This is a genomic window from Halomonas sp. 25-S5, from assembly GCF_029889845.1.
Lineage (GTDB): Bacteria > Pseudomonadota > Gammaproteobacteria > Pseudomonadales > Halomonadaceae > Halomonas.
The window spans coordinates 19730-33390 of sequence record NZ_JARANV010000014.1 but is presented as its reverse complement, the minus strand read 5'-3'; the positions used below and the strand labels follow the sequence as shown (position 1 = coordinate 33390).

The following is a 13661-nucleotide window of genomic DNA, read 5'->3' as shown; positions in this document are numbered from 1 at the left end:
GCCAATCGGGGAGAAAGTGTGAACATCACCACGGTCTTACGGCGACGTTGCGCCGGTGTGGCCGTTCCGGGCCCGCGGGGGAGAACAGCTCGCCGACCCCGAGCGTAGTAACCCCGTCGGAGCCGCGGTCACGGATCAGGAACAGGGCATTCAGTCCTATTGCCTCGGCGAGAACGCGGCCACGCTCGGCCCCCAGGACCATGAGCGCGGTTGCCCACGCATCCGCCTCGACACAGCGCCGGGCGAGGACGGTCACCGACGCGGGGGAGGCCGCGAGCGGGGCACCACACCCCGGGTCCATTGTGTGGGACAGCCGTCGCCCCTGGGCTTCGACCCAGTGCCGATAATCGCCGGATGTGGCAACGGCCGCGTCCTGGAGCGTCAGGATGGAGTGCGGTGCACGGGCCGCCGAGTCCGGCGCCTCGACGGCGATGCGCCATGCCTCACCGTCGCCGCGCAGGCCCATGGCGCGCATTTCCCCGTCGATACCGACCAGCGCGTCACGGATGCCAAAGCCGGCGAGCACCTCGGCGAGCCGGTCGACACCATAGCCCTTGGCGATGCCATTGAGGTCGAGGGTGATCGGGGCGCGCTTGATCACGCTGCCTTCCTCCAGGGTGAGCACCTCGTGGGCCGGCCGCCGGGGTGCCGCGAGTGCGGTACGGATTCGCTCACCGGACCCCCCACCCGGCCCAAACCCCCAGGCGGTTACCGCGTCGCCCATGCCGATATCGAAGGCCCCGCCCGAAGCGCGCCCGACTTCAAGGCCGAGTGCCAGTACCTGCCGCAGGCGCGCGGGTAGCGCAATGCGCTGATTCACAGGCGCGTCGTTAAGCCGCATGAGGTCACTGTCGGGGTTCCAGGTCGACATCTGCCCGTCCACCTCGTCCACGGCCGCCTGCAGTGCGACCCGCAAGCGGGACGGATCGAACCCCGGCGCCGCCAGGAAGGTCGCCTGCCAGCGCGTGCCCATGGTCGGGCCGTTGAGCGCGTGGCGCACGGGTTCAGTAGATGTCTTCGACATAGCGCCCTTCCTCTTTCAGTACGGCCGGTGTCAAGCCTGTTGGGGCGAGGATCTCCTCCAGGGCCTCGGACACCCCCCTCGCCATACCCTGTCCGCCGCAGACCACGACACGCGCGCCGCTGCGGATGGCCTCCGCAACCGGCGTAGCCTCCGCGCGCAGCGCGTCCTGCGCGTAAGGGGGGCCTGCCGCACGCGAGGTTGCGGTGGTGAGACGCTCAAGCCGTCCCTGCGCCCGCCACTCGATCAACTCCCTGTCGTAGAGGAAATCGCTGTCCGGGTGACGCATGCCGAAGAACAGATGCACCGGGCGGCGCCCGGTGTTGTCGCGGATGAACCCCGCAAGCGGCCCCACGCCCGTGCCCGCGCCGATCAGGATCAGCGGTGCATGGCCCGAACCCGGTTTGAAGTCGGGGTGACGGCGCAGAAACGCACGCACCGTCTGACCCGGTTCGAGCCCCACGAGCTGACCGGAACACAGCCCGCCGGGGTGCTTTCGGACCACGATCTCGATGAAGCCGTCACGGCGCCCCGAGGCCAGCGAGTACAGGCGCGGCAGCTCCGAGCCGTCCGGCACAATACCCAGGAGATCGCCTGCGCTGAACCGGCCGAACCCGTGCCCGGTCAGGCGCTGCCAGAGCGACTCCCTTGGCAGGGCAAAACGCAGGATGGACGTGGGCGCCTGCACCTCGGCGCCGTAGTCGCGACGCGAAACGAGTGTGAGATGGCGGGTAGCGTGACCCCGGGGGCCGATGCGTGAGCGCTAGCTCGAGGCCCAGGGCGGCACCGCTGACGGACAACACGATGAGCAGGGCCAGGGCCACCAGCCCCGGCCACCGATGCAGCACACGAATCACGGGCCGGACCCTCACATCTCGTACTTGAAGCTGGCGATGTAGCGGCGACCGCGTACCACCTCGCCGGCATTGGCACGGTTCAAGGGGATATTGATTTCCCGCGGGGACTCACGCCTATCTTCAACCGCCGCATCGACATGCAACGTGTACCCTTGCTCGAACAGCGCCTCGTTGAGATCCAGCGTGAATTCCAGGGTCTGCCCCTCGCCAACACTGGCACCGGTGATGCCATCGACCTGCGCCGTGTCACCGTTCGTGGCGCGATACCAGCCCGTCAGGTCCTTGTAATATTTGGACTTCTCACCGGCCATCCAGAGACTGCCGACATAAGCGCCGCTGGCGTCGGTAACGTAATAGGCCAGGTAGGCGCCATTGCCGCCGTAACGATTCAGCTGAGTGGTGAACGTCACTGGTGCCGCCGAGGCGATTGCCGGAAAGGTCAGCGCAGCGGCCAGCGTGAGGGGGACGAGGATCGATTTCATCGTGTCTTCTCCTTGCGGTTCGCGACCACAGTCATTGCCTCGGCCTTACTTGGTGTTCACCTTCGGGGTCGAGCCCGGCGTGAACAGGCCGTTGTCCGGGGGCGCGGTAGTGCCGGCGGGGGCGGGTCCGGCGGTGGCGCCGTCGTCGTCCTCCTCGTCCTCGTCCTCGTCCTCGTAGCCCTCGTCGTCGTAGCGTCTGCGGTTATCGGTATCGCGCTCCATGCCCACGCCGGGGCCTCCCGCCGGCCCAGTAAACTCCGCCTGGCTGACCGCACCGTCTCCGTCCCGGTCGAGCCACTGGACGCTGCGCTCGGCACGTATGCGCATCAGCAGCGCCTGGATCTCGTCGACGTCGAGCTGGCCGTCGCCGTTGGCGTCCGCCTCGGAGAAGCGGGCCGTGACCCGTTCCCCGGACGCCGAAGCCTGCATGGGCGGGGCGGCACCATCCCCCGAACCCCGATCCGGACCGGCATTGGCCAAGCCCGCAACGGCGGCGGTGAGAACAGTGGCACCAATCAAGAGCTTGCCTTGATACATGGGTTTTCTCCCGTAATTGCTGCGAGGATTGCGGCCGCGGCGGACCGCGACCTCGCAGACGATTGTGATCACGGGTGGTGGAGGGAATATGGGCGAATCGGGGAGAGAGTATGAACGTCGCGGCGGAGGGCCTTAGTCCACGGCCTCGAGACGGTAACCGACGCCGTACACCGAGCGGATCAGCTCCTGGTCGCCGCGGATCGCCGCCATTTTTCGCCGGAGGTTCTTGACGTGGGTGTCCACCGTCCGGTCGGTGACCACGCGGTGGTCGTCGTAGAGGTGATCGAGGAGCTGGTCCCTCGAGAACACCCGGCCGTGGTGCGCTGCCAGGCTGGCGAGCAGCCGGAACTCCACCGGCGTCAGCGACAGGGGCTCGCCGTCGAGGCTGGCGCGGTAGCCGGCCTCGTCCACCACGAGCCCACGGCCCGTATCGGCGCCCGGGTCCGTGCGGCTCCGGCGCAGGATGGCCTTCACCCGCGCCACCACCTCCCGCGGGCTGAACGGCTTGCAGATGTAGTCGTCGGCACCGAGCTCCAGGCCGAGGAGGCGGTCGATCTCTTCCACCCGGGCGGTGACCATGACCACGGGTACCTCGCTGAAGCCGCGGATCTCACGGCACACGCTCATGCCATCCTCGCCGGGGAGCATGAGGTCGAGGAGCACCAGGTCGGGCCGATTCCGGCGAACCCAGGGCACGACGTCGCGGCCGTCATCGAGTAGGTGCGGCTCATAGTCCGCCCTGCGCAGGTAGTCGGCCAGCAGCCCCGCCAGCCGGGGCTCGTCTTCCACGATGAGGATGCGTGCACTCATGCCCCGGATACCCTCCCCGTTTGTCGTGCCCCGTTGACCCGGTCCGCCATCGGCAGCGTCAGGCGTATGCCAACGCCGCCGATGGGCGAGGGGTACGCCTCGATCCAGCCACCATGGGCCTCGGCGATGTTGCGGCATATCGCAAGGCCGAGGCCCGCGCCGCCGCTGGAACGGCTGCGCGAGCCCTCCACCCGGTAGAGCCGCTCGAACAACCGCTCCAGGGCCTCGGCGGGCACACCCGGTGCGGAGTCCTCCAGCCGCAGCACGGCCTCCCCGTCCCGGGTGGTGAGCGACAGCCGCACCTCGCCATCGCGGTCGGTATAACACAGGCTGTTGTGCAGCAGGTTGCCCAGGAGCTGGTTGACGCGGCCGCGATCGGCGGTGACCGTCACCGGCACGCCAGGCACCTCCAGGGCCAGAACCAGGCCGGCGTCCGCCATCCTCGAGCGCCACTGCTCGGCGCCCGCCCGCACCAGCGCGGCGAGATCCAGTCCCTCCATGCGGTAGTTCAAGGCACCGGCATCGGAGAGGGAGAGCTCGTAGAGGTCGTCGACGAGCTTGCTCAGGGTCGCGACGCTGCCCTGCAGGCCGGTCAGCGACTCCCGGGTGAGCGGACGCACCCCGTCCTCCATGGCCTCCAGCTCGGCGCGCAGCACCGACAGCGGCGTGCGCAGCTCGTGGGAGATGTCCGCCATGAATGCGCGGCGCAGGCGCTCGTTGCGTTCCAGGGTCTCGGCGAGGCGGTTAAAGTCGTTTGCCAGCTGGCCGAGCTCGTCACGGCGTGACTCGTCCACCCGGGTGTCGAATCGCCCGGCGGTGAGTGCCAGGGTGGCACCGGCGAGGCGGCGTACCGGCGCGAGGAATCCCCGGGCGAGCAGGAGGCTGACCACCGTGGCGAGCACCACGACGACCAGCGCGGTCATCCAGGCGGCGTCGAACTGTTTCTCCTGGAAACGCAGGGCGAGGTCGTCGGTGATACGCCCCGGCGGGCGGTAGACCAGCCAGCCCACGGTTGCGCCGTCCACCACGACCGAACGCGACTCCGTCTGGCCCGACACCACCTTCGGCCCGGCCACGTGCCGCCGGTCGGCGTCCAGCAGGGCGGGGCCGAAACGGACCGGGCCCTGCATGGACGGCACGTCCCCGGCAGGGCCGGTAAACAGGTGCCGGGAGCCGTCGCTTTCGTGGTCGTCGTCATCGTCGTCGTCCCCGCCATCCCGTTCCCGGTGTTCGCCCTCGTCGCGCTCGCGGTGATCGGCCTCCGCCTCTCGCTGGCGCCACAGCGCCTCCCGGAGCAGGCGCTGCCAGCGCCCGCCCTCGGATAGATTTTCCCAGTCCCCGGCCTCGCGATAGTAATCGGCAAGCACCGACGCCAGCGTGTCGATGCGCTCGCCCTCGCGCTCGCGGACGTAGTCGAGGAAATCGCTGCGAAAGGTCACCTGTACCGCGAAGGTCATGAGCACGACCACGCACAGCGTGACGCCCAGAATGGCGAGAAACAGCTTCGCAGTGATACCCGGTCGCCTCATGAACTCCTTCCAGTCACCTGTGCCTTGCCCATTGTCATGGCAGGCCGACTCACGAGCGCCAAGTATCCCGCGCGGAGTGCGCGACGCAAGCGCGATGGCGCCGACTCCCCGGTATCTTCATATTCCACCCACTATCGCCTCGCACCATTGCGAGTGAACCGACACGACCAAGGAGGCGTCCCCATGCAACTGCGCGATACACCGATCGATTACGGCACCATCAACCTCTGACTCCACTGGCTCACAGCGGTGGCCACACCGCCGATTTCTCCGGGCTCTTTTCTCTGCCACCGCTAGTCGGGGACGACACCACGAGAGCCGGCTCACCGCGGAGGCGCATCCGGCGTGACGATGGTGCCCTCGCCATGCCCGGTGCGCGGGTGCTTATCGAGCCTACGGGGTCAGATGGATAGCCGGTATCGTGCGGTCAACGATCACGCCAGTCTGCGATGAACCCGCTTTCCTTCCGGCTTCCACCTGCTGGCCTAACCCCGGGCCTTTACAGCCAGGGAGCGTGCAGGGATAGTGGGGACTGACGACAGGGGCGCCGCGGCGACATCGCCACGGCTGAGACGCACCCTCGGAACCTGACCCGGATAATGCCGGCGGAGGGAGTCGTGCGGCCCCGGCCCTGCCGCCGCGCCGCACCTCCCGCGCCGGGGAGGCCCCATGCTTGCCATCGATCCCGCCGCGCACCTGGCCCGGGTGCGCGAGACCAGCCCGCTGGTCCACAACATCACCAACCATGTCGCCATGAACAGCATGGCCAACGTGCTGCTGGCCATCGGCGCCTCGCCGGCCATGGTCCATGCCCGCGAGGAAGCCGCCGAGTTCACCGCGCTGGCCGGCGCCCTGACGATCAACATCGGCACCCTCTCGCCCCACTGGGTCGAGGCCATGGAGGCCTCCGCCCTGGCCGCCGGGGAGACGGGGCGGCCCTGGGTGCTGGACCCGGTGGCAGTGGGCGCCACGCGCTATCGCCGCGAGACCGGCGCGCGACTGCTGGCGCTCGCACCGGACGTGATCCGCGGCAACGCCTCGGAAATCATCGCCCTGGCGGGGCAGGCCGGCGGCGGGCGGGGCGTGGACAGCACCGACCCGGCCGAAGCGGCCCTCGACGCCGCCCACCGGCTGGCCCGCCAGACGGATGGCGTGGTCGCGGTGACCGGCGAGGTGGATCTGGTCACCGACGGCCGGCGGATCGCCCGCCTGCGGGGCGGCCACCCGCTGATGCCCAGGGTCACCACCCTGGGCTGTGCGCTGACCGGCGTGGTGGCGGCCTTCCTGGCCGGCGCCGATGATACCTTCGAGGCGACGGTGGCGGCGCTGGCCTGCTACGCCGTGGCCGGCGAACTGGCCGGCGAGGTGGCGCGAGGCCCGGGAAGCTTCGCCGTGGCCTTCCTCGATGCCCTCTATCACCTGGATGCAGAGGCCCTGGCCGAACGGACTCGACTGGAGGTTCACGATGCGCCTTGATCTCTCGCTCTACCTGGTCACCGACCGCGAGCTCTGCGCGGGCTCGGGACTGGAGGAGACCGTGGTGGCGGCAGTGCGTGGCGGCGTGACACTAGTGCAGCTACGCGACAAGCATGCCAGCGACGCCGAGCTGGTCGACCAGGCGCACCGCCTCAAGGCGGCGCTTTCCGGCAGCGGCGTGCCACTGATCATCAATGACCGGCTGGAGGTGGCCCTGGCAGCCGGTGCCGACGGCCTGCACCTCGGCCAGGACGACGGCGACGTGGCCGAGGCCCGCGCCGCCCTGGGCCCGGAGGCGATTCTCGGGCTCTCGGTACAGACCCATGACCAGCTCGCCCGCCTCGACCCGGCGGCGCTGGACTACCTGGGGCTGGGCCCGGTGTTCGCCACCCCCAGCAAGCACGACCACGCCACACCGCTGGGCTTCGACGGCCTGGCCGTCCTGGTGGCCGAAAGCCCCCTGCCGAGCGTGGCCATCGGCGGGCTCAAGGCCGAGCACCTGGCCGCGACGCACCGGGCCGGCGCCCACGGCCTGGCGGTGATCTCGGCGATCTGCGGCAGCCCCGACCCCGAAGCCGCCGCGCGGGCCTTTGCACGGCCGCCTCGCCACTGACCACCCAAGACGCCGTCACCGCGGCAAGCGCGGTGACGGCGTGGATCGGGGCAGGTCGAGATCAGGCGTCCGAGCGCGGATGCCCCGGGTGTCGGTGGTAGCCGTGCAGCATGCCGGCGATGAGATTGTCGCCTCGCTTGCGGCTCTCGAGGAGCGCTCCGAGGACATGCAGCGGGATGAGGACGAGGATGGCGTTGGCCATCAGCTCGTGGGCCTCCTCGACCCACTCGACGCCCCAGAAGAGATCGGTCTCCTCCATCATGTAGCCGGTAGCGCCCAGCCCCAGCAACAGGGCCAGCAGCGTCAGCATCATCACCGCCCCCAGCGGGGTATGGGTGATACCGGGCGACGACGAGGCCGTGTCGACATTCCCTTCGGGCGGATAGCGCAGCGAGGCCCGCAGGCGGCAACGCGTCGGCCAGAAGCTCGCCCAACGCGCCGACCAGGGGCCAACGAACCCCCACAGGATGCGCGCGCTGATCAGCGCCACCACGCCATAGCCGATCCACTGGTGCCAGGTCTCGCCCGCCTCGGTGAGGAAGTAGTTGGCCAGGAAGCCGGCCACCAGTGACCAATGGATGACTCTGACCAACGGGTCCCAGACGCGGACCCGTGGGCTGCTCGCATTGCCGGTCATGGCACGGCCTCCGCTCAGTCGACTTCCTTCTTGACGATATCGCCGTTGACGGGGTTGAAGTAGATCTCGACCCGACGCTCCTGGTCATCCCAGCCGTAGATCTCGTAGCAGCTGCCATCGGTGGTCTTGAACTCCTTGACCTTGTAGCCCGCGTCGGCAATCTGCTGCTTCATCTGGTCTTGGCTCATCCAGTCGCTCTCGGGCGCGTCGGTGCAGGTCGGCTCGGCCAAAACAGTGAGGCTTGTCGCCAGCAGGCTGGAGGCAACGATGCCTTTCACTAGGGTGCGCTTCATTTTGGAACTCCAAGAAGACAGTGGTAGATAATCGCCTGCCCAGTGGCCGGCGGCACGTTCCGGAGACAGCCGCCGGAACGCAACAGGGCCATCATCAAGGAGTGCGCTTAAGTGAAGCTTAAGCGCTCAATCCCCCTCACACCCATGGCGGCGTCTCAGGAGGTCGGCCGGCGCTTCAGGGTGGTGCGCCGCTCGTGGTAGGCGATCGACAGGCCACTGACGATGATCAGTGCGCTGCCGACGAACACCCAGAAATCCGGCATCTCGCCCCAGAACCACCAGCCCAGCAGCACCGCCCAGAGCATCGCGGTGTAGTCGAAGGGGGCAGCGATGGCCGCCGGAGCATGGCGGAAGGCCAGGGTGATGAAGGCGGTGGCCCCGACGCCGAAGAGCCCCGACCCCGCGAAGGCCAGCCAGTGCCAGGGATGGGGTGTCTGCCACACCCAGGGCAGCGTCAGGGCGGTCATCACGAAGGGCACCAGGGTCATGTAGAAGACCATAGCCCAGAGGTGCTCGGTACCGCCCCAGCGCCGTGCGGTGATCATCATCAGCGCATAGAAGACCGCCGCCCCGATCAGCGCCAGGGCGCCGGGGTCGAAGGCCTCGCCGCCGGGACGCACCACGATCAGCACCCCGGCGAAGCCCACCAGCGAGGCCGCCAGCACCGGCCCCGCGATGCGCTCGCCGAGCAGCGGCACCGAGAGCAGGGTGACAAACAGCGGCGCCACGAAGGCGATGGCGGTGGCCTCGGCCAGCGGCAGCAGGGTCAGGCCCAGCACGAAGCAGAACATGGTGCCGGTGTAGATCAGCCCGCGCAGCAGGTGGATCCCGGGGCGTCGGGTACGCAGCTTGCGCAGGCCGCCGCCGAAGTGGGCCAGCGCGGCGATCAGCGGCAGCGAGACCAGGGTACGGAAGAAGATGATCTGCAGCGGCGAGTGAACCTCGCCCAGCCACTTGGCGATGGCGTCGCCGATGGCCAGGCAGAGCACCCCCAGGCACATGAAACCGATGCCCCTGAATGACGATGACATGCCGCCTGCCCTCCCCTGGCCGAGCCTCAAAAAGCCACCCCGCCGGCCTGGGGCCGGCGGGGTGGGAAATCACTACGCTAGTCGGTGACGTGCCATAGGGCAAGGCGTCAGAGGCTGGCCTGGACCACCATGCACTCCATGCCCTGGGCCACCAGGCGACGACAGGCGGTATGGGCCTGGCCCTCGTCCATGTCCAGCAGCCGGGCACGGTAGACGCCGGCCTTCCCGGCATTGGCCACGGCGACCCGGGCGTCGGTCAGCTCGCTGGCCAGCTGACTGGCGGCGCGGGAGGCCAGGGTGCGGGCATGGACGGCATCGCTAAAGGCGCCGACCTGCACGCCCCAGCTCCCTCGCTGGACGGCGCCCCCGCGGACGGGATCCGCCGATGCACGGGTGCTGGCCATCAACTCGCGGATGGGATCGTCGGCCGAACCCTGCGCCAGGCCCGCGCTCGCACCGGCAACCGGCGTCTCGATGCGGGCCACCCACGATGCCGTCGCCTGCCTCGTGGCGCCCCCTGTCGCCGTCGGTGCCTCCACCGGGGCCGGCGGGAAGGCCGAGGCCTCGGGCGGCGAGGCGGCGCCCGGGGGCGGTGCGCCGAGGCTGGCCAGGCGGACCCGATCGCCCACCGGCTGGCCCGGCGCCTGGGGCTCGCCCGGCATCAGCCGGCCACCGGAGATGTCCGTACTGGCCAGCCAGCCGCGGCCATCGGCCAGCGAGGCGCGCACGAAGCCGCGATCCAGCAGGTCGGCGGTGTGCGCATCTCGCGAGGCGGCGGTAAAGCCACCCATCACCACGGTCAGCAGGCGACGGCCGTCACGCACCGCCGAGGTGGCCACGTTGAAGCCCGAGGCGCGGATGAAGCCGGTCTTGAGGCCGTCGGCACCGGGATAGTTCTTGAGCAGGCGGTTGTGGCCGGTGATGGTCTTGCCCTTCCAGCTGAAGCTCGTCCGCGAGAAGTAGGGGTAATACTGGGGGAAGTCGCGCATCAGGTGCCGAGAGAGCACCGTCATGTCGTGTGCCGTGGTGACCTGTCTGGCATCGGGCAGGCCGTTGGGGTTACGGAAGACGGTGTCCTGCATGCCCAGGTCGCGAGCCTTGTCGGTCATCATACGGGCAAAGTGCGTCTCGCTGCCGCCCAGGGCCTCGGCCACCACCACGGCCACATCGTTGGCCGACTTGATCACCAACGCCTGGATGGCGGTTTCAATCGGAATCGTCGAGCCGGCCTTCACATAGAGCTTGGAGGCCGGCCTGGAGGCGGCATAGGCAGAGACCGGTAGCGGCTGGCTCAGGCTCAGCCTGCCCTCTTCCATGGCCTCGAACATCAGATAGAGCGTCATCATCTTGGTGAGCGAGGCCGGATAGCGCAGCTTGTCGGCATTCTCGGCGTAGAGAATCTCCTGGCTGTCGGCATCGATGACGATACCGGCATAGCGAGGATTGGCCTGGACAGCCGTGGTGGCCAGCAGCAGGCAGGCCAGCAGCACGAAGATGCCCCCTCTGCGGCGCCGGTTGTTTGTTGTGATTGGCACCATGTCGCGTTCCCTCGAGGTTTTTTACCGTTGCTGCTAGCCATTATGGCCGTCTGTGATGCGCTGTACAGGGCAGGGGCCGGACTTTTTGCCGATTTTTCGCCGCGTTACCTCGCTCCTCGCCGTCGTGCACTGCTGCGTGGCCTTCGGCGTGACTTTCCTGATCACCGGCAGCTGGATGCTCCGCGGTCAGGCGCTGCCAGCCCGATCAGGCCGGCGCAGTCATCCAGGGCCTCTCGGGCCTGATCCAGAGTCCCCATCAGTGCGGCGTCGGCACCGCCGCTCGCCAGCTGCTCCCGACCAGCCATCAGCCGCCCTCGCGCATCCTCGGGCGCGCCGGCCAGCCGACGCAGGGCCTCGAGGACAGCCTCCAGCTCCTGGCGCTGCTGCGCCGTCAGCCGGGGGTCGACCCGCTCCTCGCGCAGCGCGATGATCGCGTGGGCCAGGTTCAGGACCCCGAGCAACCCCGCACGCTCGCCTATCCCCATGCGATCGGCGCGCCCCAGGTGGAGCATCAACCGCAGCAGGCGCCGGAACATGCGGCCGTGCCAGCGACGGTCGAGGCCCCCGCCGCGCTGGCCGCAGAGCCGCTCGATGTCGCGCAGGATCAGCCGCGCCAGGTGGCCGGCTCGGCGCCCCGGGTCGCGGGGCAGCAGCCGGTAGACCAGAGCCACCAGCAGGATACTGGCGAGCAGTGCCGCGGAATCGACCAGCACGTCCGGCACGGCGATGGAGGCCGACAGGAAGGGCTGGCTGGCCAGCATGAAGCACATGTTGCCGTCCAGGGCCGGGATGGCCGTCCTCGTGCTGGCCCGGGCCAGCCCACCCAGCAGCATGAAGGGGGCCAGCATCAGCAGGATCTCCCCCAGGGAGCCGGCATGGGGCATCAGCAGCAGCCGGAACAGCGCCGCCAGGGTCACCCCCACGGCCACCCCCTGGGCCATCTTCGGGGCGACTTTCTGGGGCAGGTCCATGCTCGACAGCACCGTGGTGAAGGTGCAGAGCCCCATGGCCGGCATCCAGGCATTGGACCAGTCGGAATAGAACACGAACAGCCCCCCGGCCAGGGTGACCAGCCCCGAACCGGCGGCAGCAATCAGCGCCGAGCGCGTGTCACGCCGGGTGACCAGGGTCGCACCCCGGGCCAGCAGGGGGCCGGGATCCTCCCCTTGGCGCCAGGCGAGCGCGGCCTGCTCCGCCATCAGCAGCTTGTCCAGCGCCGCGGCGAGCCCCCGGTCGAGGGGGCGGGCCAGGGCCGACGCCTGGGCCAGGGCATCCCGGGCCGAGCCGCGCGCCAGCGGCTGCTTGAGGGCCGTTGCCGCCCGTGTCAGGGCCTCCTGCAGGGCACGCCGGTCCGGCGCCCCGCCGGCCCCCGCCATGGTACGCAGCGCCGCCATCAGCCCCAGCGTCCCCGCCACGAAGGCGTTGTCCACGCGCACGCCCCGTGAGGGCTTGAAGGGGCCGGCATACGTCGGGGCCAGTTGCTGTTCCACCTCGACCAGCGCCATCAGCAGCTCGCCGTCTTCCCGGGAAGATGGCGCGGAGGACGCGAGGCGCGCCAGCGCCTCGCCGGCCAGCCGCCGGACCCGCTCGAGGAGTTGCTGCCTGGGCGGCCGGGGCAGGATCAGCCAGCCCATCAGCATCACGCAGAGCACCCCGATCAGGGTGCTCTCCACCCGGGAGAGCGCCAGGGTGAAGACCTGGCCGGCATCCCCGAGGCTTGGCAGCAGCACCACGCTGGCGGTCAGGCCCGCCATCATCGCGGCATAGCCCAGCGAGGCCCGAATCAGTTGGGAGGTGGCACCGCAGAGGGCGGTCCAGAGTGCCAGAAGGAGGATCGAGGCCAGGGTCGGCAGGCCGCTCGTGAGCAGCAGGAAGCCGACCATAGCGCCAACCAGGGTCCCGGCGAGGCGATGGACCCCGCGCTCCAGCAGCATGCCCCGTGACGTCTGGGCGACGATCCACACCGCCATGGGCGCCCAGAAGGCGTTCTGCACGTGCAGCAGGGAGGCAATGGCAAAGGAGGCCCAGGCGGCAAGGGCCGTGGCGGCGCCGAAGTACACCCCTTGCCGGTCGAGTCCCGTCAGTCGCTGAAGGCGCGTCGCGCTATCCAAGGGCACTGGCTCCCGTGATCACTGGTGGAGGGACGAAGACAGCATGCGACCAAGGTCTACCCCTGCCCCGTCAGTGGCCCAGCAGGCGCTGCCCGCCGAGCCACAGCAGGCGCAGCGCCAGCAGCGTCAACGCCCACTTGAAGAGGGTGTCGAAGCGGTGATCCGAGAGGCGATGCAGCAGGCGCAGGCCCAGCCAGGTGCCGAGGAAGCCCGCCGACACCATTACCAGCATCAGCGGCAGCCAGTCCCGGAAGACGAAGCCGGCCACGCCGAACACGAAGGCCTTGGTCAGGTGCTGCAGCAGCATGCAGGCGGAGAAGGTGGCCACCTTGGCCAGCCGGCCGAACTGGCTCTGCTTGATGAAGGCGGCCACCATGGGGCCGCTGGCGCCCACCAGGCTGGAGAGCAGGGTGGTGACGGCACCGGCGACCAGCACGCCGCCCCGTCCCAGGGCCCGCTGCGGCAGGCCCGGCCCCCAGCAGGTGAAGAGCACGAAGGTAGCGATGCAGAGCTCCAGTACCCCGCCCGGCAGGCGCACCAGCAGCCAGGCGGCGGCCAGCGCACCCAGCACCACCCCCGGCAGGAAGGCGGCGAGCATGGCGAGATCGACATGGCGCCAGGTCAGCGCCGTGCGGCCGACGTTGGAGCCGAGCTGCACCATGCCGTGTTAGAAGGACCTGCTCATTCCATTGATATATGCACGCGCGCCGCCACTTTTTCCTTTGA

At 69.3% G+C, this 13661-nt stretch carries 14 protein-coding genes and 1 riboswitch; of the genes, 2 read left to right on the top strand and 12 right to left on the bottom strand.

Features of this window, described 5'->3' with window-relative positions:
* Positions 1-25 precede the first annotated feature (25 nt).
* From OP498_RS11120 to OP498_RS11095, 6 genes are all read right to left on the bottom strand, one after another.
* Positions 26-1024 (bottom strand): FAD:protein FMN transferase, encoded by a 999-nt coding sequence (locus OP498_RS11120; RefSeq protein WP_280546991.1) that lies wholly within the window; start codon positions 1022-1024, stop codon positions 26-28.
* Positions 1005-1709, bottom strand: a complete 705-nt coding sequence (locus tag OP498_RS11115) for an FAD-binding oxidoreductase (protein ID WP_280546990.1) — start codon at positions 1707-1709, stop codon at positions 1005-1007. The genes OP498_RS11120 and OP498_RS11115 overlap by 20 nt, the downstream gene beginning before the upstream one ends.
* Positions 1710-1889: 180 nt before the next feature.
* Positions 1890-2360: a DUF2271 domain-containing protein gene (locus OP498_RS11110; protein WP_280546989.1), complete on the bottom strand. Its 471-nt coding sequence runs from the start codon at positions 2358-2360 to the stop codon at positions 1890-1892.
* Between the two features lie 45 nt (positions 2361-2405).
* Positions 2406-2897, bottom strand: a complete 492-nt coding sequence (locus tag OP498_RS11105) for a hypothetical protein (protein WP_280546988.1) — start codon at positions 2895-2897, stop codon at positions 2406-2408.
* A 132-nt stretch (positions 2898-3029) separates the two neighbouring features.
* Positions 3030-3707: a response regulator gene (locus OP498_RS11100; protein WP_280546987.1), complete on the bottom strand. Its 678-nt coding sequence runs from the start codon at positions 3705-3707 to the stop codon at positions 3030-3032.
* Complete coding sequence (locus OP498_RS11095; RefSeq protein ID WP_280553550.1) at positions 3704-5236, bottom strand: ATP-binding protein; 1533 nt, start codon at positions 5234-5236, stop codon at positions 3704-3706. The genes OP498_RS11100 and OP498_RS11095 overlap by 4 nt, the downstream gene beginning before the upstream one ends.
* A 530-nt stretch (positions 5237-5766) precedes the next feature.
* A riboswitch (TPP riboswitch) is annotated at positions 5767-5867 on the top strand.
* Between the two features lie 38 nt (positions 5868-5905).
* Between OP498_RS11095 and thiM the strand changes: the two genes are divergently transcribed.
* Positions 5906-6712 carry a hydroxyethylthiazole kinase gene (thiM, locus tag OP498_RS11090; protein WP_280546985.1) on the top strand — a complete coding sequence of 269 codons (807 nt, stop codon included), beginning with the start codon at positions 5906-5908 and terminating at the stop codon, positions 6710-6712.
* Positions 6702-7325 carry a thiamine phosphate synthase gene (gene thiE / locus OP498_RS11085; protein WP_280546984.1) on the top strand — a complete coding sequence of 208 codons (624 nt, stop codon included), beginning with the start codon at positions 6702-6704 and terminating at the stop codon, positions 7323-7325. The genes thiM and thiE overlap by 11 nt, the downstream gene beginning before the upstream one ends.
* A gap of 61 nt (positions 7326-7386) precedes the next feature.
* Here thiE and OP498_RS11080 read toward each other — a convergent pair whose 3' ends face one another.
* From OP498_RS11080 to OP498_RS11055, 6 genes are all read right to left on the bottom strand, one after another.
* Positions 7387-7962, bottom strand: a complete 576-nt coding sequence (locus tag OP498_RS11080; RefSeq protein ID WP_280553549.1) for a cytochrome b/b6 domain-containing protein — start codon at positions 7960-7962, stop codon at positions 7387-7389.
* A gap of 14 nt (positions 7963-7976) precedes the next feature.
* Positions 7977-8255 carry a PepSY domain-containing protein gene (locus OP498_RS11075; protein ID WP_280553548.1) on the bottom strand — a complete coding sequence of 93 codons (279 nt, stop codon included), beginning with the start codon at positions 8253-8255 and terminating at the stop codon, positions 7977-7979.
* 155 nt (positions 8256-8410) lie between these two features.
* Positions 8411-9286, bottom strand: a complete 876-nt coding sequence (locus OP498_RS11070) for a DMT family transporter (protein WP_280553547.1) — start codon at positions 9284-9286, stop codon at positions 8411-8413.
* A 107-nt stretch (positions 9287-9393) separates the two neighbouring features.
* A complete protein-coding gene (locus tag OP498_RS11065) occupies positions 9394-10824 on the bottom strand; it encodes a serine hydrolase (protein WP_280553546.1) in 1431 nt (476 codons plus the stop codon).
* Between the two features lie 161 nt (positions 10825-10985).
* Positions 10986-12935: an FUSC family protein gene (locus OP498_RS11060; RefSeq protein ID WP_280553544.1), complete on the bottom strand. Its 1950-nt coding sequence runs from the start codon at positions 12933-12935 to the stop codon at positions 10986-10988.
* Between the two features lie 70 nt (positions 12936-13005).
* Complete coding sequence (locus OP498_RS11055) at positions 13006-13596, bottom strand: sulfite exporter TauE/SafE family protein (RefSeq protein ID WP_280553542.1); 591 nt, start codon at positions 13594-13596, stop codon at positions 13006-13008.
* Positions 13597-13661: the final 65 nt, after the last annotated feature.

Bases quoted from the DNA above. Each gene is read 5' to 3' on its own strand.
- OP498_RS11120 (WP_280546991.1), bottom strand. From the start codon at position 1,024: ATGTCGAAGACATCTACTGAACCCGTGCGCCACGCGCTCAACGGCCCG.
- OP498_RS11110 (WP_280546989.1), bottom strand. From the start codon at position 2,360: ATGAAATCGATCCTCGTCCCCCTCACGCTGGCCGCTGCGCTGACCTTT.
- OP498_RS11105 (WP_280546988.1), bottom strand. From the start codon at position 2,897: ATGTATCAAGGCAAGCTCTTGATTGGTGCCACTGTTCTCACCGCCGCC.
- OP498_RS11100 (WP_280546987.1), bottom strand. From the start codon at position 3,707: ATGAGTGCACGCATCCTCATCGTGGAAGACGAGCCCCGGCTGGCGGGG.
- OP498_RS11095 (WP_280553550.1), bottom strand. From the start codon at position 5,236: ATGAGGCGACCGGGTATCACTGCGAAGCTGTTTCTCGCCATTCTGGGC.
- thiM (WP_280546985.1), top strand. From the start codon at position 5,906: ATGCTTGCCATCGATCCCGCCGCGCACCTGGCCCGGGTGCGCGAGACC.
- thiE (WP_280546984.1), top strand. From the start codon at position 6,702: ATGCGCCTTGATCTCTCGCTCTACCTGGTCACCGACCGCGAGCTCTGC.
- OP498_RS11080 (WP_280553549.1), bottom strand. From the start codon at position 7,962: ATGACCGGCAATGCGAGCAGCCCACGGGTCCGCGTCTGGGACCCGTTG.
- OP498_RS11075 (WP_280553548.1), bottom strand. From the start codon at position 8,255: ATGAAGCGCACCCTAGTGAAAGGCATCGTTGCCTCCAGCCTGCTGGCG.
- OP498_RS11070 (WP_280553547.1), bottom strand. From the start codon at position 9,286: ATGTCATCGTCATTCAGGGGCATCGGTTTCATGTGCCTGGGGGTGCTC.
- OP498_RS11065 (WP_280553546.1), bottom strand. From the start codon at position 10,824: ATGGTGCCAATCACAACAAACAACCGGCGCCGCAGAGGGGGCATCTTC.
- OP498_RS11055 (WP_280553542.1), bottom strand. From the start codon at position 13,596: ATGGTGCAGCTCGGCTCCAACGTCGGCCGCACGGCGCTGACCTGGCGC.